A 19,063-nucleotide genomic window follows, 5' to 3' on the forward strand; every position below is an offset into this window, starting at 1 on the left:
ACAGCAACACCTGTTTTTGAACTTTATAAAATCAGAAATTCACTGCTGCAGATGCCGCTTTTTGCTGCGACCCCTTTCCGTGAAAAAGTGGTTCTGAACCACAAAATTTAAAATATTTCCTCCGCTGAATATGGCCAGAGCAGCGCGGAGACCATTTAAAATCGTCTTTGTTCTGCCGCTATTATCCCCGCAGTTCCGTGCCGGGGTAGTAGTGCGCCAGAATGGCGCGGTAGTCTGCACCCTGCTCTGCCAGCGCCTTTGCGCCCCACTGGCTCATGCCTACGCCGTGACCGTAGCCCCTTGTGGTAAAGGAGAAGGTGCCGCTTTGCCAGACCACCGTAAAGCAGGTGCTGCGCAGCCCCAGCGCCTTGCGCAGGGCGGTACCCTGCACCGTCTGTCCGCAGACCGGCAGGCTGTCTACATAGCCGGAGGGGGTGAGCATCGGCGTGCCGAACCACTGCGCCTGCTGCGAAAGATCAGCGGCGATGCCCAGCCGTTCGGCCAGCAGCTGCTGTAATTGGGCGGCAGAAAGGTTCAGGGTGTATTCATAGTTGTCGGCGGCGGTGTCGGTGCTGCTGTCCACCGGTACAAGATAGGGCAGGGCAGTGCCCCAGACGTTCTCGCTGGCTTCGGTACGGCCATTGGACATGGCAAAGTAGCTTGTCCCGGCGGGGGCGTCCCCGTAATACAGCACCTGCGTCTGTACCGCATCCACCAGCGCGGAAAGCCGGGCGTAGTTGGCCGCGTAGGCGGTGCCCCAGTAGCTGTGCAGCACCGCATCGGTCAGGCAGCCCTGCCGCCGGGCGGGGTCTGCGGTGAACCATGCGCCGTTTTCCTCCGTGCTGTGATCCCGGCGGTAAAGGGCATAGCTGTGCGCCGCCACCGCCTGTGCCTTCAGTGCTTCATCCGGCCAGCTGACCGGCATTTCGGCGGCAACCGCTCCGATGAGATACTCCCGCAGCGGCAGCTCCACCGCCTGCCCGGTGCTCTGATCCGTAAAGCAGACGGTATCGGCTGTGTCAGCAGGGAAGGTGGCCTGGCCGCTGCCTTCTTCCGAAGCGGCAGAGGATGCTTCTGCTGCGGACGGAGCGGTGCTCTGCGCAAGGGTCATGCGGGCAAGGCGGTAGGCAGCACACGGCAGGGCGCAGCCCAGCACCAGCAGAACGGCGCACAGCAGCAAAAAGGAACGTTTCATACTAGACCTCCTCCCGGAACGCAGGTTTTGGGAACATCATACGCCCGGCGGCGTGCAAACCGGCGGGAAATGCGCAGAGAAAAACCTGCATTTTTGCGCTTTACGGTGAGAAGTGCGCACTTAGCGCTTGAATTTACTGCACAAAAGCGATATTATAAAAGTATGTCCATCAGAGCGTAGGATGGACGGGAACGGAAAGTATAAAAAGTAAGAGACGGAAAGGAGCACTCCTATGAACTTTGCACACGCAGAAGTGGCAACGCTGGACCCGACGACCATGCGTACCCTGTGCGAGGAGTACATCGCAAACAACTACATCGACCCGGAGACCAGCGAGCGGCTGGGGGTCAAGCGCGGCCTGCGCAACCCGGATGGCACCGGCGTGCTGGCCGGCCTGACCAACGTCTGTGACGTTGTGGGCTACAAAAAGGATCAGGAAGGTCATGTGATCCCCACCCCCGGCAAGCTGATCTACCGGGGCGTCAACATCAACGAGATCGTGGACGAGGCTTACCGCAACGACCGCTTCGTGTTTGAGGAAGTAATCTGGCTGCTTCTGTTCGGCAGCCTGCCCACCCGGGAGCAGCTGGACGATTTCTGCGAGATCTTAGCGGAGTCCCGCGCACTGCCGGACGGCTTTATGGACACCATGAACGCTCCCTCGCCCAATATCATGAACAAGTTGCAGCGCTGCGTGCTGGGCCTGTACTCCTACGACGACCGCGCTGAGGATCTGAGCCTTGAGAACATCCTGAATCAGAGCATCAACCTGATCGCCAGTATGCCCACCATGATGGTGAACGCTTACCAGATGAAGCGCCGTTACTACGATAAACAGAGTATGTTCTTCCACCTGCCCAAGCCCGGCCAGAGCACGGCAGAGCACATCCTCAGCACCTACCGCCCGGATCAGAAGTTTACCCACGAGGAGGCAAAGCTGCTGGATATGTGCCTGCTGGTGCACGCAGACCACGGCGGCGGCAACTGCTCCACCTTTACCACACGCGTACTGTCCTCCTCCGGCACGGACACCTACTCGGCTATCTCTGCGGCCATCGGTGCCCTGAAGGGTCCCAAGCACGGCGGCGCGAACCTGATGGTCAACCGCCAGCTGCAGGATATCCTCAAGCACGTTGAGAACCCGGAGGATGACGACGAGGTGCGCGAGTATCTGCGCCGCATCCTGCGCAAGCAGGTGGGTGACGGCTCCGGCCTGATCTATGGCATGGGTCATGCGGTGTACACCATCAGCGACCCCCGTGAGGTCATCCTGAAGCAGCGCGCAAAGCATCTGGCCTACGAAAAGGGCTTTGAGGAAGAGTACAATATGCTGTGCAGCATCGAGCGGCTGGCACCCGGCATCTTTGCCGAGGAAAAGGGCAGCTCCAAGCCGGTGTGCGCCAACGTGGACCTGTTCAGCGGCCTGATCTACAATATGCTGGGCATCTCGGAGGATCTGTACACCCCGCTGTTTGCCATCGCCCGTGTGCCGGGCTGGTGCGCACACCGGGTGGAAGAGGTGATCTTCGCCAACCGTATCATCCGCCCGGCCTACAAGTATCTGGGCGTGCGCCAGAAATATAAGCCCATCGAGGAGCGTTAATGAAACCGTTAGAGTTCGTTGTTATCCTGCTCTGCGTGCTGCTTGGCCTTGGCCGCGGCGCAGACCTTGCCTTTGCTACGGACGCCGCCACCGGTCTGTGCACCGCAGGCGCGGTGTGGTGGCGGTATCTTGCCTTGGGCGCTGTGGTGCTGGCCGCAGTGCTGGCTGGCCGCAGCCGCCCGCTGCCCCCGGAGCCGCTGCGCAGCCGCCGCCCGGCGGCAGGCGTGCTGGCGTTTGCGGGGGCAGTGTGTATGCTGGCTGCCGGCGCGGCGCAGTTCGTGTTCGCTGCCGGTACGGTAAGCACCTTTGTACGCATTCTGCTGGAGGTGATCTGTGCCGTGTGGCTGAGCAATCTCGGGCGCAGCTGGCTGCGCGGGGATGGCTGGAAAACGCCTGCCGGCGGTCTGCCACTGGCCATAGCGGGCAGTGCGCTGTTTTACTGGAACGTGCTGATGCGCTTTATGGAGAACAGCTCCAGCTGGCACAGGGTGCAGCCCACAGCAGCGGTCTGGCAGGAGCTGGCGGCGCTGTTGTTTCTGGCGGCGCTGGCGCGCACGCTGTACCTGCCCCAGCCAGAAAACGGCCGCACCCTGCACGCTGCGGCGCTTGCAGCCTTCTGCCTGTGCCTGTGCTGGGAGCTGCCCCGGGTATTTTTGCTGTTGGCAGCAGGCTTTAGCGGCAGCGCTGCGGCGGTGCTGCCGGAGCTGCTTTCCGGTCTCGCGCTGTGCTGCATCGGCGGCATGGGGCTTGCCTGTACTGGACAGGGAAAAACTGGAAACGACTGATAAAAATGGCTGTGCGCCCTTGGTGTAATTGAACAAAAGCTTTGTGGCAGGGTGCATAAAATCATACAAAAGCAAAAAAAGATAAAATTGTGTTGTTAATTTTTTAGCAGACACTTGAAAGTTTGCCGGTTTTGGTCTACAATAAAGATACCGTGATTTATCCGATTATGGGTAAAATAATTAGGAGGTACTATTACAATGGCTGTTAGAGTTGCTATCAATGGTTTCGGTCGTATTGGCCGTCTGGCTTTCCGTCAGATGTTTGATGCTGAGGGTTACGAGGTCGTCGCAATCAACGACCTGACCAGCCCCAAGATGCTGGCTCACCTGCTGAAGTACGATACTGCTCAGGGCTCTTTCTGCGGCAAGATCGGCGAGGGTAAGCACACTGTCGAGTCCACCGAGGATTCCATCATTGTTGACGGCAAGGAGATCAAGATCTACGCTGTTAAGGACGCAAAGGATGCTCCTTGGGGCGAGCTGAACGTTGACGTCGTTCTGGAGTGCACCGGCTTCTACACCAGCAAGGAGAAGAGCATGGCTCACATCCAGGCTGGCGCAAAGAAGGTCGTTATCTCTGCTCCCGCAGGCAACGATCTGAAGACCATCGTCTACTCCGTCAACGAGAAGACCCTGACCGCTGAGGATCAGGTCATCTCCGCTGCTTCCTGCACCACCAACTGCCTGGCTCCCATGGCTAACGCCCTGAACAAGACCTTCCCCATCGTTTCCGGTATCATGACCACCGTTCATGCTTACACCGGCGACCAGATGATCCTGGACGGTCCTCAGCGCAAGGGCGATCTGCGCCGTGCTCGTGCTGGCGCACAGAACATCGTTCCCAACACCACCGGTGCTGCTAAGGCTATCGGCCTGGTCATCCCCGAGCTGAATGGCAAGCTGATCGGCTCTGCTCAGCGCGTGCCCGTTCCCACCGGTTCTACCACCCTGCTGGTTGCCGTTGTCAAGGGCAAGGATGTCACCAAGGAAGCTATCAACGCTGCTATGAAGGCTGCTGCTTCTGAGTCCTTCGGCTACAACGAGGATCAGATCGTTTCTTCCGACGTCATCGGTATGCGTTACGGCTCTCTGTTCGACGCTACCCAGACCATGGTCGCTAAGATCGACGACGACACCTATCAGGTTCAGGTCGTGTCTTGGTACGACAACGAGAACTCCTACACCTCTCAGATGGTTCGTACCATTAAGTACTTCGCTGAGAACTGCTAATCGCGCAGCTGCGTTAAAAATTGGATGATTTGTCGGCCGGAGTTTGTCTTGCTCAACTACGAACAAGCTTGATTTGGTACGATAAGCTTATCTAGCAATTTTTCACCCTTTCTTTTGTGGTCCGCCATGAAGGAAAGGGTGTTTTTTATGTGTTTGAAAGATCTCCGTGATGAATTTATCTACGATTGTGAATGCCGCCATCTGGCTAAAGGCTCCCTGCGCAATTATAAGGCTGCGACCCGGTTTTTGGTGGAATATCTGGAGCTGAAGCAGATCACTGAGCTGGAAGACGTCCGTCCCCGCCACATCCGGGACCTGATGAAGGAGAAGCAGGACGCGGGTAGCACGTCCCGCTATATCAACGACCTGCTCAAGGTGTGGCGCACATGGTTCAACTATCTGGTCAATGAGGGCTATCTGGAGGAGCGGGACAATCCGGCCAAAAAGGTAAAGTGCCTCCGCCAGCCCCGGACGATCATCGATACCTTTACAGTGGCTGAGATGAAGCGGATGATCCAGTTCTACGACGGCAAGGACTTTCTGGAGGTACGGAACAAGACCATTATCATGCTGCTGTTCGATACCGGGATGCGTTGCAACGAAATGATCCTGATGGAGCCGGAGGACATCAAGCAGGACTATATTCTGGTCAAGCACGGCAAGGGCAGCAAGGAACGGGTCGTGCCCAAATCGCCCGCACTCTCCAAGCAGCTCGTCAAGTACTGCACGCTCCGGGATGGCTACCTGAAGGAGCACCCTACCCGCTACAAGAATCTCTTCCCCAGCAAAACAGGCAAGCCGATGACCGATGAAGCCGTAGCACGGATATTGAAGCACGCCGCAAAAGAGGTGGGGGTCTCGCCCTCGGTGCGGGTCAGCCCTCATACCTGCCGCCACACCTTCGCACAGATGCAATTGAAGAACGGTTTGGACCTGTACAGTGTCTCCCGCCTGATAGGGCACGTCAATATCATGATCACCCAGCGCTACCTGTTGGGCATCAAGGATAAGGACATCGTGGATCGCGGCACCCAGACCAGCCCCCTGATGAACCTGTGAAAAACTGAATCGTACACTTCAAGAGTGGCCCCGCCGGGTGGTGAGGCTGCTCTTTTTTGTTTTAATTCTGTTGATTCGATTGTAAAAGAAGAACAATGAAAAGTGAAGAAGTGAGTCTATATCTATTTATAAAAAGAAAAAACATAGCTGGAAAAATAATGCGAAAAAATAGACGATAATGCGATGGAATCTTTTGCGTTAAAGAAAAGTTAAAGAATGCCTATATATTATAATAAGGTATTTATATATTATAATAAGGTATTTATATATTATAATAAGGTATTTATATATTTATAATAAGGTGAGTTGAATGACTTTGAGAATTAATGAAAGAAAATAAAACGATACAACGAATAAAAATGACCATTAAAATTTAGTGAAATTTTGCTGATTTGAAATTCATGAATTCTAATACAAAAAACAACATTATGGAATCAACAGGATGGATTCAAATGATTGAGAAAAGTACAGGAATGGAAATCGAGAATACTGACAACAGTAGCGTACGGAAAGAGGGCTAGGTGCAATGGCGGAGTTGATCCTGACAAATATACATAACCAGTGTGTTTATATGCTGTTGTGCGGGATACGAAAGCAGAACGGAATGATAAGAAAATATGACTAGTATTCTTATATGTTTATGGTGCGAGCGGCAGAGGTGAAATCAACCTACAAAAATACATAACTAGTTCTTTGATGTGCTGATTGCGCGGGCGGCAGAAGGGCGCGAGCGATCCTTGAAATTTTTTACAGCCTATGATATGGTATTTATGTGGCTGCAAACGCACCTGGGAACCTTTACAACGGCTTTTTACAGTCAACGTATAAGGACCTACGGTAAAAACAAGAAAAGCGAGTCAGAGACGCCTTGCAGCGCGTCTGACAAAACTTTTTTGGAAAACCACTGGACAAGCGGTCGGAAGTGTGTTATTCTTATGCACTCGAGGAGGAGAGAGCGGCCGGACAAGCCCCGGACGTGCTCGACATCCCGACAAGCGTGCCCCGCGTGCGGGGGGCGGTGACCGAGGCGACTTGGAAGCTGCCCCTGCACGACGGAGCAGGCGACTACCCTGTGAAAGCGGGGTGGAGCACCTTGAAAACTGAACATCGTCAAAAATTTATTTGGACAAGGAGGAATGTGAACATGGAAAAAAATGACATTTTCAATACGAATCTGCTGCAGTTGCCCATGAAGGCACAGGTGGCTGACGAGGGGGTGGTACAGGATATCGCGTCCGTTGCCGAGCATTCGTTCCAAATCGGCTACAGTAGCGCCATGCAGACGTTTGCAGAAGCGGCGGCAGCACTCGAGGCGAAGGCCAATGTGCAACAGTAAAACAAAAACCGCCTTACCTGTTGGCGCAGGCAAAGCGGCGATAGAGACGGGAAAAATCTATGTGTGTATGTTCCCGCCCCTATAATAGCACAGAACGAAGCGTTTGACCAGAGCCTTTTCTGGCAGACACTGACAAACCGGCGCATGGTCTGGCAAGATGGCTGGGCTGTGCGCCTTATATTTATTATAGGAGAAATATCAATATATGAGTGATGAAGAGAAGCGCTGGCCATTCGATGGTTTCTACCTGAAGCTGGCTGAGGCACAACGGGAGTATGAGCAGGAGCAGCACATTGACCCTGTCTCGTTGACGGAAGAAGAACGACAGCAAAAACTGCAGGAGATTCTGGATTGTATTAATGCCTCTCGCAAAAAGAAAAAGGAGGCCGACGAACAGCTTGATCCCATTGTGCCGGAGGAAGAACCGGAAACCGCCGGGGCAACTCCACAGCCTGCAAAACAGTACATCACAGATCTTGTTGGTGAGGATTACAAGAACTGGCATGGGATCGTGGTGCTTGATGCGGGTACGAACTCCGGCAAGACCTATTTTATTCTGAAGACATTGCTGCCGTGGGCATATGAACATCGTAAGCGTATCCTGATCCTGTGCAATCGCGAAGCTCTGCGCAACCAGATCGAGCGCGATGTGAACCGTTTGGGGAGTATAGAGGTATCCTACGAGGACTATGATCCCGCGCTTGGAGGAATTGTCAACAAACCCGCCATAGATAACAAGTATGAGCACACCATCCGTGTTGAAACATACCAGTGGCTGGAAACCTTCCTGCAAAGGAATGAAGATGCCGCTAAAACTTATCTGAGATCGTTTGATTATATCGTGTCAGACGAGTATCACTACATGGTAACAGATGCCAGCTTCAACGATCATGTGGATGCAAGCTATGAGGCTATTAAAGAGCTGTGGACAACGAAGACCTGCATCTTTATGAGCGCAACCGCCCGCCCCTTCTTTGACTATTGGGAACTGCGGAAAATGATCCCGGAGGGACAGCATTATCGTCTGCCGATGGATTATCGGTTTGTGTCAAGCGTGAAGTTCTTCTACCGTGACGATGACGAGCTGGATATCATCCGCCGGGTACAGCCGGGAGAAAAGATCCTCGTTTTTGTGAATACCATCGCCAAGCTGCGAAAACTGCGGGATACTCTGAAAGCAGATGGCATAGAGGATGTGGTGTGCCTGTGCTCCAAATACCGTCAGGAAGCGGAGGAATTTGACAAACTGGATGATGTGCTCAAGGGCAATGTTCTGCAGCATCAGGTTACACTGACCACAACGACCCTCTATAATGGTGTGGATATGAAAGACCGTGCGCTGAAATATATTGTCAGTGAACTGTGGAACCCGCTCGTTAATGCGCAGATCCTTGGCCGCAAACGTCCCTTGGATGAGGGGGATACCTGCGCGGTATATTTGCTGCATTACCCTAAAGAACGTCTGGAAGGGGAACTTAAAAAAATCGAGAAGTATCAGCTGGAACCGGTCAAGGCATATCGAAAATGGTTTGATGATAGGAAGGCATGGAAGGCATATTTGCATCAGCCTGAAACAATGGAAATACTGAAAAAAAGCCATACAGTCGTTTTGGACCCACTGGAAGGTGAATACTGCTGGCGAAAGCGTGCGACCTTGCAGGCTCGTGTAGAACGTGTTTTCCTGCTGCAAATGCTTGAACAGGGGTATCAGACAGAGCTGCTGAAAAAGATCGATGAAAGCCTGCTTGCGAAAGTTGAACCCCTTGAACCACCACCGCTGCTTGCATATCTGGATGCCCACCTGAATGAAGAGCGCTATTACGAAGAGTGGCAGAAGATCTTCTTTGAGCTAGGGCACATCTACAACAAGGCAGATGGACACGCCGAGAAATCGTTGCCAAGCTATACCTGCGCACGTCAATGGTTGCAGCAATATGGATACGATCTACAGAAAAAGCGCGCAACAAGTGGAGAACTGCGAAATAAGAACGTTTGGTGGGTCACAAAGTAGCAAAATGCGCACGAAATTCACTATACTATATAGAAAAGTGAAAAATATGCGCACAGGTACCGCTCTGTATTCGACTTCTTTATTTGATTTTTTTGCGTGGTTGTGTTAGCCGAGTGCTTCTTGAACGGCCGAAGCATGAGGACGGGACAGAAACGCTCGGTTAACATGATCACGCCAACGGAAATCTTGACTAAGCGAACCTGTGAGCTTTTTCAAGATTGGAGTTGATCTAAATGGTATGAGCGTCAGCGAATACCTTCCTCTTTATCAACCCTTCACCAATAGGACGCATATCAGAAATGGGCGACGATTTGATCAGAGTGAAATATCTCAAATAGTTGAGAAAAACATCTGCTGCGGTGTGATTCTGTCTGACTTTGATACAATAAAAAAGTATACCTCGAACGGAATATATCGTGTTACCGTATAATACAAGGACGTCTACACTGTGGACACCGTTTGATGGCGGAATTTTACGCTGTCAAAAATGGACCATTCAAGACAATGCCTATACAACATCGAACAAATTGTTCAGCATTCAGAAGCTCACCCCTCAAGCTGAGGATCGATGAACTGTTATCAAAATGATTACGGTTGGAAAAGCTCAGTGGACAAAGTGACTGTCGAGATCTATATTCTATCGATGATACGATCAATGAACATTATCCAAATTGGTAAAAGTTCAACAGTCCTCAAAATGAGGAAAGTTCAATAGCGCTCAAATAAAGGCGTCGGTATTTCGCTTTTTTGCGATAAACTGTTACTAACCCGCATCAATTTGATGCTAGTTAAAGGTTTGTCAAGACGGTCTTTGTTCCGCTCGTGACAGACGGCAGATTTCCATAACGCCGCGCAGATTATATGTAATAATATTACGTACCTTCGTGATACCACCTACAACACCGTTCAATTTGAACGATGTTGAAAGCAGTTCAAGTCGGTCTGCATTATGTTCGCAGCATGAGGGGTACTACCCTGTACTGTCTGGTACGCTCACATCGCCACAAGTGGCAACGGATAACAAAAATGTCTGCCGTGCGCAGAAGTGTGCTATGACCGGGTGTCCACAAATCAACAACCCTTTGATTCTAAAGGTAGCAAAACGCGACCTTTGAACCTATCGCTCACAATTGAGTAATAGACAAGGATATCCTGAAACGGGACTACCTTTGACAGCCGAAAATTCGGCTGCTAACCTTTTCCCTGCAAGTGGAGAAAGACCGTATTCTAAAATTTCAGAAATCGCTATTGGTGGCGCAAAAATGTTCTACCAATCCCTTCTCAAAAATGTGCGCCGTGGTTCAATTCTGTACTTTCGCCACAAGTGGAGATGTGTTTGACAGACCTTATGACTGGAATCAAAGTCCGATCATAATTCCGTCGTATTTCACGACGCAAATGGATATGCTCAAAAGTGGTGAAAATAATAATCGAGCCGCAAATCCGCCGGGATATCTGCTGTCTGATATTAAACGCCGCTCTTTAAGTTCACTTCTTGACCGAATACCGCGTAAAAAAGAGCCCTGCTACTCGTGTTTGAGCGGCAGAGCTCTATTACTTTATAGCGGGTCAATCCTCCCATGGCTCTTTCTTTTTCTTCGGAATCGGAATATTGTGTTTTTTTGCGTTTTCTACAAAAGCTTTGTGGCGTTCTTGTTGCTTCTGCTGGTCCAACGCATATCCGATGTTGCTGCGCACTGCATCGGCATACCTGTAATTTGCCTCGTTCCGTTGATAGATCCATTCATCGAACGGAACCCACGTTTTGTGCTGTACGATTATTTTTTGACGTGCATAGCCGGTTGGTTTCTTCCCCATGATATCATCCCTCTGGAAGCTCCTCGATAACATACGTTACATAGGGCAAGACTGGATTGTCCGTTTGCGCTTTCTTCAGGACAGGCTCAAGGATGTCCCGATACATCTCGGCGCGCTCACGGGTATCGAACTCTTTCTGGTATAGGGTGTTTTCCTTGCCTGTGTATGTAGATAGCGCTTTGAGCACATATTTGTTTTCAGCCATAAGCTTACCTCCTGCTGCTGATAGAAGCGGTGACGATGACGCGCGATGCCTATTACCGCAGCTTTCTCATATAGGCTTGGGACGTTCTTTTCTGGCTCTCGTAGAAGGTAACGCCAGTAACATCATCCACAACCAGATCATCATAAGGGATGCCCTTTTTATTCAGGTGGTCAATGAACCAGCGCTTTTTCAGATAGCACCACGGGGTTCTGCTGAGGTCGCCGTAACTCGATGCAGGCCGCTCACATGCGTTGTAGGTTTTGCCGCAGATGCTCCACCATTCTTTACGCACTCGCTCCCGCATTTGCAGAACCTCAGAGGTGCCATGAAGGCCATGCTCCTCGCCATACTGATAATCTGCCTTCTTGATTTTTGCGTTCTGTCCCGCGCTGACTGCACCAGCTGCACCAAGACCCAACAACCCTAAAAATAACGAAAAAGCGCCTGCCATAATAGTTTCCTCCTGTATTTTGAAGTGTGTTTGCTTTTGTTGTACCTGAAGTCTACCAAACGATGCGTCCGATAAGATGGACTTATAAGGGCGCTTTTAAAAAGGTCGCGTTGTCGTAGGCAAAAAGTTTCCGGTAAGGTCTCCGGTGTCGGGGCGCACCTCACTTGGTCAGCCCCAACAAATAATCGGTCGACACCTGATAGAATTGGGCGAGCTGGATCAGATGGGGAATCTCGGGGCATTTATCGTGCTCCCATGCGTAGACCGCCCGGCGGGTCACACCCATAGTTCGGGCAAGGTCGGTCTGGGTATAGCCGTGCGTCAGGCGCAGATGCTGCAAACGTTCTGATATAATGGTCATAGCTGCTCTCCTTTAAATAATGGGCGTCCTCTCACAGCTCGGCGAATCTCTGTCTTTACGGGTGCATTTTTAAACAACGTCAAGGGTAATGGTGCCGCCCTCTTTGGTGATGATCTCATACTCGGTGGACTGGATATCCCGCAATACCAGCTTTTCGATGCTCAGGATGCTGGAAAGGGGGACAGAAAGCATGGTATGTCCGGCCATGAAATGCGGCTCTGACTTGTTCCGGTGCGTGTGCAACTGGATGTCTTGGAATGCGATGTCTGCCCCGGTAAAGACGGCGCACCCACTGGCTTTGCACTCGGATGTCTCGGCAAGAAAGGTGTCAATAGCGATTTTATAAGTATCCATGAGGAGCCTCCTGTTTTTATATATAGCACTACTCTCACTCGTGCCCTCGCTCTCTGTCCTGCTGTGATTAGTCAGCCTTCACGAACAGCTCCATGCAGTCCGCGCAGATGACCCGCACGTCCTTGGTGCTCCGGATGATGGTACCGCACTTGGGGCATACCCACCGCCGGGTGCTGCTCTTTGCTTTGGGAGGCTTGGGTGCTCCGGTCTGGCTGCTGCCGGGTGCTTTGCTGCCTGCTCCGGTGCCTGCCATATCCGACCATGCCAGCCGCTCGCCCATCTGGATATCCTGCCAGCCTTGAAAGATGATGAAGTCCAACAGCTCTTCGGATGGGCTCGTGATAGTCCAGCCGTACTTTTCGTGGTGGTCGACGGTCAAGCCGTGTGCTTCGGCCTGCTCCTTAAAGCGCCGGTTGTGGTAGACCCCGTTGTTGCTGGTGTCCTTGATGCCGGTCTCCATGCAGTACTCGTGCACCATCTCATGCAGCAGGGTGGAAGCGGTCTCCTCAATGGGGCGGTCAAGTGTAGCAGAGGAAATATTGATCTCGTACTTGTTCTCGCCGCCTGCCTGCCAGACCTTGGAGCAGGTGATGTGGCCATAGGCGGACGGGGTCTTTTTCAGGCTGATGATGGGCTCGGGCAGCTTGCCTGCAAAGTAGTGCTTGTTGAGCTCGCGGAACATCTTTTCCAGCTGACCAGCAGCGCGGGAGGTTTTGACAGTCTGTTTCATGATTTTTTGAACCTTTCTCTTGATAAAAAAGGCCGGGACAGGTATAATATTGGTGTAGCCCGCCCCGGCGGGTGTGTTGGGCTCTATACAACGCAAACTTTGGACGGTGCGCGCTGTATGGGGCTTTTTTCGGGTGATGTCAGGTGATGCTCAGGCGGGTGCCAGTGACCGTTTTGCTGTACTGGTCGTATAGGTTGGGCGCTACGGCCTTGATGGCTTTGCTGTCCGGTCGGGTGCTGGAGAAATCTGACAGGCGGACTTTGTGGCAGCCTACTTCCAGATAGTTGGTGGAGCGCTCAGCCAGTGCCTCACGGATCTGGATCTTCAGCTGCTCCTGTTCAGCCTGTGCGGCCTCGATCAGTTGGGCAGCCTCCTTGTACTGCTCGACAAGGGTCAGTAAAACGTTGATACTCATGTGCGTACCTCTCTTCAAATCGTTGGGTGAATGGTCGGATGTGAGAACCGGTGTTCCCGATGGCATGAGTATACACATGATTGCTCAATTATGCAAGACGGAATGTTGCACAAAGAAAAAACGATGATTTTATGCGCTATGCATAATTGAGCAATCATGCATAATAAACAATACATATAAGAGTGGAGAGAATACAATGGGTGGAAGAACCAGTGCAGCAAGCCACAACAAATACAATGCAAAAGCTTACGACCGGATAAACCTTGTTGTCCGTAAAGGTCAAAAGGAACAGATTCAGGAGTATGCCAAAGAGAAGGGGATGAGCCTGAACGCCTATATCAACGCCTTGATTCAGGCAGACATGGGCGAACACCTAACCCCGGGGGTAGTTAAAAATCTGGAAGGGGACACTGACCCGGTAGAATGAGATAGTTGTTCCATCTCCCCAGACCTGATTAAAATCTAGCAACAGAAGGCCTCTGTCTTTCACAGAAATGTGATCGGCAGGGGCTTTTTTAGCGTAAAAAATAGCCTGACCCATGCAAAAGAGCACAAATCAGGCTGACAATGGATATGAAATTCTAAAATTCACTTAGAAAGGAGAGCACGCGTTGTAGGAAAATCCGAACGGATCGTTCGGTACGTTATTGGATCTCCTGCTCCAGTTCATCGAACAACGCACAGGAAAAGAACTGACCAAGCGTGATATCAAGGCCATCACAAAGCTTTTTAATGGTGGCGATGGACAACACGCTGACGGGATGGGTCGAGCATGCTATATACCGTAGATGGTGTTACACCGGCGCGGGTCGCTAACTCGTTGGGCCGGATTCCCCGCTGGTCGCAGAGCTGTTCAAAGCGTTTGGCAACGGCATCTTTTACAGTCATGATGAAGTTCACCTCATCATGATAGTACAAAAGTTCGTGCAGTTTCGTATACGCAGTTGCGTATACGGTGAGAATGTTTTATGATATATGAGGTACGCGGTTGCGTAATGATGGGAGAATGCACCTACAAACAAAATAAAAAATATCCTCCATATAGAAAATGGAGGATACCAATCTTTCGACATCATTGTTTGATTCTCTCTATTATTTTATCATGGTTATATCTGGGAATCAATAGAAAACCATACAAATGTATCCCACCTGACCTTAGAAAAAACCTCGCAGAACCCGAAAGTTTTTTGCACTTTGCCCAGTTCTGCATGAAAAATCCGGCTAAAAACAAAGGTGGACAGAATAAGTGGTCAGATGGGTGTCCAAGACGCAGGAGGAAACAGAAATGGCACGACGGGGAGAAAACATTCACAAACGCAAGGATGGTCGGTGGGAAGGTCGATACATCAAAGCGCGCACACAGGAAGGCAAAATCCAGTGGGGCTACGTCTACGGAACGGTCTATGCAGAGGTAAAACGAGTGCTGATTCAAAAGAAAGCAGAGGCAGGCTTCTACAACCTGAAAAGAACCGACCTGACCTTTGAAGTACTGGCTGAGGTGTGGTTGCACTCCCTGCGGAACAGCATAAAAGAATCCACCTATGCGCATTATTCGTACACGCTGCACAAGTATCTTCTCCCGGTTTTGAGCAAAGTGCCCGTTGCGTCTCTTGACGAGAGCTTTCTGGAACAGTCCATGCAGCAGATCATCTCGCCCGCAGATGCCACGCATAAGCCGCTTGGGAATTCTTCTGCCCGGGAATGTCTCTCCATGCTGCGCCGTATCTGTAAGTATGCTGCACATTTACGGCTGATCCGACCGATGGAACTGGAAGTAGCGTTGCCCAAAGCTGTCGACAAAATTTCTGTGCCTCTCTCCCCGGCGGAGCAGCAGCGGCTTTATCAGTATGTACAGGAAAACCCCACGCCCCGCAAAATTGGCTTATTATTAGGAGTGGAATTGGGGCTGCGTATTGGCGAGATCTGCGGCTTACAGTGGGGCGATTTCGACCTGAAACTCGGAACGCTGAAAATCAACCGGACGGTCTGCCGAATTTCCTGCGGAAATGGACATACAAAGGTAGTCATCCAAACGCCTAAAACCCGCACCTCCCGCCGGGAAATTCCAATCCCGAAACAGCTGCTTATTATGCTGAAAAGGCTGCGCGGAAACACCAGTAATTCTACATGGCTTCTATCTGGTACTGAATCCAAGCCCACAGAACCCCGCTGCTATCGGAAAAGCATCAAGGCATATCTGAAACAGGCAACCGTCCGGCAGGTACGTCCGCACGCGCTACGTCATACCTTTGCTACTACCTGTCTGCAGGCGGGGTGCGATGTAAAGACACTCAGCGAATTGTTGGGTCACGCCAATGCCAACATCACCTTGCAACGCTATGTGCACTCTGATCTGACTCGAAAACGCCGGGAGATGAACCGGATATTCTCCCATCAGGTGTCTATAAAGGGCAGAAAGACGCCGAATTTGATGGAATAACGCTTGATTTTAGCTATTGTCTTTCATTTTCTATGTGGAGGATACCCCTTTATGCGGGAAGGGGTGAACAAGGTGGCATTGCGTCTGTTTGAACACAACGAGAAGGCATATCATGCGGCAGTCCGGATGATGAATCAGTATGGCAAAGCTGCCATTGTTCATCCGACCGGCACCGGAAAGAGCTACATTGCGTTCAAGCTGATCGAGGACAACCCGGAGAAGGTCGTAATCTGGCTTTCTCCCAGTGAATACATCTTCAAGACCCAGCTGGAGAGCCTGAAAAGGAACGACCCGGATTTTCCGTTGGCAAACGTTCACTTTTATACCTACGCCAAATTGATGTGTTGTACGCAGGCACAGCTGGACGAAATAGCAGCGCAGAAGCCTGCTTATATTATACTCGATGAATTCCACCGTGCCGGTGCTGAATGCTGGGGCGAGAGTGCGGTGGCGTTATTAAAGTTATGCTCGAATGCGAAATTACTTGGGCTGACAGCGACAAATATCCGATATCTGGACAACAACCGCGATATGGCTGAAGAATTATTTGATGGACATATTGCAAGTGAAATGACCCTTGGCGAAGCAGTCGTCAGGGGTATTTTGCCTGCCCCGAAATATGTGACCACGGTTTACCAGTACCAGAAAACGCTTGCAAAGTATCAGGCACGGGTGGACAACCTGCGGACACAGGGCATTCAAGATGTGAATCAGAAATATTTGGACGCGCTGCGCCGCGCTTTGGAACAAGCGGATGGTCTGGATAAGGTCTTTGCACATCATATCACGAATAAGACTGGCAAGTACATTGTGTTCTGCGCCAACAAGGAGCATATGGACGAGATGGTGTCCCATGTGCCGGAGTGGTTCGCAGGGGTCAACCCGGATGTTGTGGTGTACGAAGCTTACTCCGATGACCCGAATACGGATAAAGCGTTTGCGGATTTCAAGACAGACACGAGCAACCGGCTGAAGCTGCTGTTCTGCATCGATATGCTCAACGAAGGCGTCCATGTGGAAGGCATTTCGGGCGTGATCCTGTTCCGGCCTACGATTTCACCCATCATCTACAAGCAGCAAATTGGTCGTGCTTTGACGGCAGGGAACACAGAGGCGCCCTTGATCTTGGATGTGGTCAACAACTTTGAAGGCCTGACCAGTATTTCCGGTTTGCAAAGTGAGATGCAGGAAGCAGTCCATCGTCTGTATGCCAACGGCGAGGGCGATAAGATCGTGACCGAGCGGTTCGAGGTCATCGAGCAGGTGCACGATTGCCGGGTACTGTTTGAACAGCTGCAGGCCAGTCTTTCCTCCAGCTGGGAGCACTATTTCTCCGAAGCAAGCATCTATTACGCGGAGCACGGAGACCTGAATATCCCCAAACGCTACACGACCCCGGCGGGACTGAGTCTGGGAACATGGCTGATCACGCAGCGTCGGGTGTGCGAGGGACAGATACCCGGTCAACTGACCCAGCAGCAGATCCAACGGTTGGACGATATCGGTATGGTCTGGGGCAACCGGAACGAAATTGCATGGCAGCGAGGGCTGGAATCCGCCCAAAAGTACTATGAAGCCCACGGAAGCCTGATGGTACCCGGCAAATACACCGACCCGGAAGGCTACCCGCTGGGGCAATGGGTCATAAAAACAAGGCAGCAGCGGCTGAATGACCGCTTGAAGGATGAACGCATCGCACAGCTTGATGAGATCGGTATGGTGTGGAGCGTTTTTGATGTCAAGTGGGAAAAGGCTTATGCGCTGGCAGTGGCCTATTACGAGCAAAACGGCAACCTGAATATGCCACGCTCCTATGTAACAGCCACAGGGGAGAAGCTGGGCTGCTGGGTGGCAAATCAGCAGTGGGCGTACCAAAAGGAAAAGCTTTCGGATGACCAGATCATGCGGCTGGAAAGGATCGGGATGTATTGGGGCAACCGCAATGACCGCCAGTGGAACGAAGGATATCAAGAAGCAAAGCGCTATTTTGAAGCCCACGGCGACCTGAAAGTACCTGTCGATTATGTTTCGCCGGGTGGATACGCCCTCGGGAAATGGGTCAAGCGGCAGCGGTATACCCGCCAGAATCCTGAAAAAAGCTGCGCCGTTCTGACAGAGGAGCGGATTGCAAAGCTTGATGAGATCGGGATGCGGTGGGAGAAAAACAATCCCAAACGCCCATCTGAGCAGGCGGCACAAGCCGAAACCGTTACGGCAAAAGCAGGCTAAAACAAGAAATCTATAAACAAACGCGAATTTATGTGAGGAGAAAAAATGGCTACGAATACTGTTGGAATCGATAAGGAAGTTGAAGTTAACCGTAAGGAAAATCTGCGCGACCATCGCCTGTACTGGATTGGGCGTCGGACGCAGGATATTATTTTATCTTCTGTGGCACTGGTGGTGCTGTCGCCTGTCATGTTGGCTACGGCCATCGCCATTGTGGTGGACGACCCGTCTGCGGGTCCTGTTTTCAGTCAGGAGCGTATCGGCCGCAACGGAAAGCCCTTCAAATTCTATAAGTTCCGCTCTATGTGCCCCAACGCAGAGGCAAAGCTGGACGATCTGCTGGATCAGAACGAGATGGATGGTCCCGTGTTCAAGATTAAGGATGACCCCCGCATTACCCGTGTGGGCAAGTTTATCCGCAAGACCAGCCTCGATGAGTTGCCGCAGCTGTGGAATATCCTGAAGGGCGATATGAGCATCGTTGGCCCCCGCCCGGCGCTTCCCCGCGAGGTGGAGCAGTACGGTGACTACGAAAAGCAGCGCCTGTATGTGACTCCCGGCCTGAGCTGCTATTGGCAGATCGCCCCGCACCGCAACGACCTCTCCTTTGAGGAGTGGATGGATCTGGACGTGAAATACGTCAAGGAGCGCAGCTTCTGGGTGGATTGGAAAATTATTTTTAAGACCTTCAAGGTGTGTCTGCTGGGGCGTGGAGAATAAAAGCTCGCGATGCTGTCTTTCGGGATGACTACATAGACACAAACTAAATTTAGAAGATATGCGCAATGAGAATTGGAGGAGCAGTTTATTATGAAAAATTATAAGATTGCTGTTGCAGGTA

At 51.5% G+C, this 19,063-nt stretch carries 18 protein-coding genes; 10 read left to right on the plus strand and 8 right to left on the minus strand.

The genetic code is table 11. The annotated features are described in order from the left end of the window. Positions 1-181: 181 nt before the first annotated feature. Positions 182-1,195 (minus strand): stage II sporulation protein D, encoded by a 1,014-nt coding sequence (gene spoIID, locus C4N24_RS09865; protein WP_112091271.1) that lies wholly within the window; start codon positions 1,193-1,195, stop codon positions 182-184. Between the two features lie 232 nt (positions 1,196-1,427). Between spoIID and C4N24_RS09870 the strand changes: the two genes are divergently transcribed. The 6 genes from C4N24_RS09870 (at position 1,428) to C4N24_RS09895 (ending at position 9,219) form a co-directional block, all read left to right on the plus strand. Continuing rightward, the gene (locus C4N24_RS09870; RefSeq protein WP_112091272.1) at positions 1,428-2,798 is read left to right on the plus strand and encodes a citrate synthase; all 1,371 of its coding nucleotides are present in this window, start codon (positions 1,428-1,430) and stop codon (positions 2,796-2,798) included. Then, the gene (locus C4N24_RS09875; RefSeq protein ID WP_112091273.1) at positions 2,798-3,583 is read left to right on the plus strand and encodes a hypothetical protein; all 786 of its coding nucleotides are present in this window, start codon (positions 2,798-2,800) and stop codon (positions 3,581-3,583) included. Before C4N24_RS09870 ends, C4N24_RS09875 begins: the two co-directional genes overlap by 1 nt. A 198-nt stretch (positions 3,584-3,781) precedes the next feature. After that, positions 3,782-4,813: a type I glyceraldehyde-3-phosphate dehydrogenase gene (gene gap / locus C4N24_RS09880; RefSeq protein ID WP_112091274.1), complete on the plus strand. Its 1,032-nt coding sequence runs from the start codon at positions 3,782-3,784 to the stop codon at positions 4,811-4,813. A gap of 147 nt (positions 4,814-4,960) precedes the next feature. Beyond that, complete coding sequence (locus C4N24_RS09885; RefSeq protein ID WP_181573075.1) at positions 4,961-5,872, plus strand: tyrosine-type recombinase/integrase; 912 nt, start codon at positions 4,961-4,963, stop codon at positions 5,870-5,872. 1,144 nt (positions 5,873-7,016) lie between these two features. Continuing rightward, positions 7,017-7,208, plus strand: coding sequence for a hypothetical protein (locus C4N24_RS15165; RefSeq protein WP_146746799.1), 192 nt, complete (start codon positions 7,017-7,019; stop codon positions 7,206-7,208). A 205-nt stretch (positions 7,209-7,413) separates the two neighbouring features. Continuing rightward, on the plus strand, positions 7,414-9,219 hold the full coding sequence (locus C4N24_RS09895; RefSeq protein ID WP_112091277.1) for a DEAD/DEAH box helicase family protein: 1,806 nt from the start codon (positions 7,414-7,416) through the stop codon (positions 9,217-9,219). A gap of 1,569 nt (positions 9,220-10,788) precedes the next feature. Here the strand turns inward: C4N24_RS09895 and C4N24_RS09900 are convergent. The 7 genes from C4N24_RS09900 to C4N24_RS09930 form a co-directional block, all read right to left on the minus strand. Further along, positions 10,789-11,037: a hypothetical protein gene (locus C4N24_RS09900; protein WP_112091278.1), complete on the minus strand. Its 249-nt coding sequence runs from the start codon at positions 11,035-11,037 to the stop codon at positions 10,789-10,791. Between the two features lie 4 nt (positions 11,038-11,041). Then, positions 11,042-11,242, minus strand: a complete 201-nt coding sequence (locus C4N24_RS09905) for a hypothetical protein (protein ID WP_112091279.1) — start codon at positions 11,240-11,242, stop codon at positions 11,042-11,044. 52 nt (positions 11,243-11,294) lie between these two features. Next, entirely contained in the window at positions 11,295-11,693 is a 399-nt protein-coding gene (locus tag C4N24_RS09910; RefSeq protein ID WP_112091280.1) for a hypothetical protein, read from the minus strand. A gap of 160 nt (positions 11,694-11,853) precedes the next feature. Beyond that, the gene (locus C4N24_RS09915; RefSeq protein ID WP_112091281.1) at positions 11,854-12,054 is read right to left on the minus strand and encodes a helix-turn-helix domain-containing protein; all 201 of its coding nucleotides are present in this window, start codon (positions 12,052-12,054) and stop codon (positions 11,854-11,856) included. A 69-nt stretch (positions 12,055-12,123) separates the two neighbouring features. Then, complete coding sequence (locus tag C4N24_RS09920) at positions 12,124-12,408, minus strand: hypothetical protein (RefSeq protein ID WP_112091282.1); 285 nt, start codon at positions 12,406-12,408, stop codon at positions 12,124-12,126. A gap of 67 nt (positions 12,409-12,475) precedes the next feature. Continuing rightward, a complete protein-coding gene (locus tag C4N24_RS09925) occupies positions 12,476-13,138 on the minus strand; it encodes a SprT-like domain-containing protein (RefSeq protein ID WP_112091283.1) in 663 nt (220 codons plus the stop codon). A 139-nt stretch (positions 13,139-13,277) separates the two neighbouring features. Next, positions 13,278-13,553 (minus strand): hypothetical protein, encoded by a 276-nt coding sequence (locus tag C4N24_RS09930; RefSeq protein WP_112091284.1) that lies wholly within the window; start codon positions 13,551-13,553, stop codon positions 13,278-13,280. 196 nt (positions 13,554-13,749) lie between these two features. Between C4N24_RS09930 and C4N24_RS15665 the strand changes: the two genes are divergently transcribed. The 4 genes from C4N24_RS15665 (at position 13,750) to C4N24_RS09955 (ending at position 18,942) form a co-directional block, all read left to right on the plus strand. Next, positions 13,750-13,980, plus strand: a complete 231-nt coding sequence (locus C4N24_RS15665) for a hypothetical protein (protein WP_242983237.1) — start codon at positions 13,750-13,752, stop codon at positions 13,978-13,980. Positions 13,981-14,838: 858 nt separating this feature from the next. Then, a complete protein-coding gene (locus C4N24_RS09945) occupies positions 14,839-15,993 on the plus strand; it encodes a tyrosine-type recombinase/integrase (RefSeq protein WP_112091285.1) in 1,155 nt (384 codons plus the stop codon). Positions 15,994-16,044: 51 nt separating this feature from the next. After that, positions 16,045-18,222 (plus strand): Helicase associated domain protein, encoded by a 2,178-nt coding sequence (locus tag C4N24_RS09950; protein WP_112091286.1) that lies wholly within the window; start codon positions 16,045-16,047, stop codon positions 18,220-18,222. Positions 18,223-18,267: 45 nt separating this feature from the next. After that, positions 18,268-18,942, plus strand: a complete 675-nt coding sequence (locus C4N24_RS09955) for a sugar transferase (protein WP_055185310.1) — start codon at positions 18,268-18,270, stop codon at positions 18,940-18,942. Positions 18,943-19,063: the final 121 nt, after the last annotated feature.

The organism is Faecalibacterium prausnitzii, from assembly GCF_003287405.1.
In the GTDB taxonomy this organism is placed as follows: domain Bacteria; phylum Bacillota; class Clostridia; order Oscillospirales; family Ruminococcaceae; genus Faecalibacterium; species Faecalibacterium intestinale.

Excerpts from the sequence above, each read along its gene's own strand:
- C4N24_RS09910 (WP_112091280.1), bottom strand. The coding sequence starts at position 11,693 with ATGGCAGGCGCTTTTTCGTTATTTTTAGGGTTGTTGGGTCTTGGTGCA.
- C4N24_RS15665 (WP_242983237.1), top strand. The coding sequence starts at position 13,750 with ATGGGTGGAAGAACCAGTGCAGCAAGCCACAACAAATACAATGCAAAA.
- C4N24_RS09925 (WP_112091283.1), bottom strand. The coding sequence starts at position 13,138 with ATGAAACAGACTGTCAAAACCTCCCGCGCTGCTGGTCAGCTGGAAAAG.
- C4N24_RS09875 (WP_112091273.1), top strand. The coding sequence starts at position 2,798 with ATGAAACCGTTAGAGTTCGTTGTTATCCTGCTCTGCGTGCTGCTTGGC.
- C4N24_RS09870 (WP_112091272.1), top strand. The coding sequence starts at position 1,428 with ATGAACTTTGCACACGCAGAAGTGGCAACGCTGGACCCGACGACCATG.
- C4N24_RS15165 (WP_146746799.1), top strand. The coding sequence starts at position 7,017 with ATGGAAAAAAATGACATTTTCAATACGAATCTGCTGCAGTTGCCCATG.
- spoIID (WP_112091271.1), bottom strand. The coding sequence starts at position 1,195 with ATGAAACGTTCCTTTTTGCTGCTGTGCGCCGTTCTGCTGGTGCTGGGC.
- gap (WP_112091274.1), top strand. The coding sequence starts at position 3,782 with ATGGCTGTTAGAGTTGCTATCAATGGTTTCGGTCGTATTGGCCGTCTG.
- C4N24_RS09905 (WP_112091279.1), bottom strand. The coding sequence starts at position 11,242 with ATGGCTGAAAACAAATATGTGCTCAAAGCGCTATCTACATACACAGGC.
- C4N24_RS09950 (WP_112091286.1), top strand. The coding sequence starts at position 16,045 with ATGCGGGAAGGGGTGAACAAGGTGGCATTGCGTCTGTTTGAACACAAC.
- C4N24_RS09885 (WP_181573075.1), top strand. The coding sequence starts at position 4,961 with ATGTGTTTGAAAGATCTCCGTGATGAATTTATCTACGATTGTGAATGC.
- C4N24_RS09895 (WP_112091277.1), top strand. The coding sequence starts at position 7,414 with ATGAGTGATGAAGAGAAGCGCTGGCCATTCGATGGTTTCTACCTGAAG.
- C4N24_RS09900 (WP_112091278.1), bottom strand. The coding sequence starts at position 11,037 with ATGGGGAAGAAACCAACCGGCTATGCACGTCAAAAAATAATCGTACAG.
- C4N24_RS09945 (WP_112091285.1), top strand. The coding sequence starts at position 14,839 with ATGGCACGACGGGGAGAAAACATTCACAAACGCAAGGATGGTCGGTGG.
- C4N24_RS09930 (WP_112091284.1), bottom strand. The coding sequence starts at position 13,553 with ATGAGTATCAACGTTTTACTGACCCTTGTCGAGCAGTACAAGGAGGCT.
- C4N24_RS09915 (WP_112091281.1), bottom strand. The coding sequence starts at position 12,054 with ATGACCATTATATCAGAACGTTTGCAGCATCTGCGCCTGACGCACGGC.
- C4N24_RS09955 (WP_055185310.1), top strand. The coding sequence starts at position 18,268 with ATGGCTACGAATACTGTTGGAATCGATAAGGAAGTTGAAGTTAACCGT.
- C4N24_RS09920 (WP_112091282.1), bottom strand. The coding sequence starts at position 12,408 with ATGGATACTTATAAAATCGCTATTGACACCTTTCTTGCCGAGACATCC.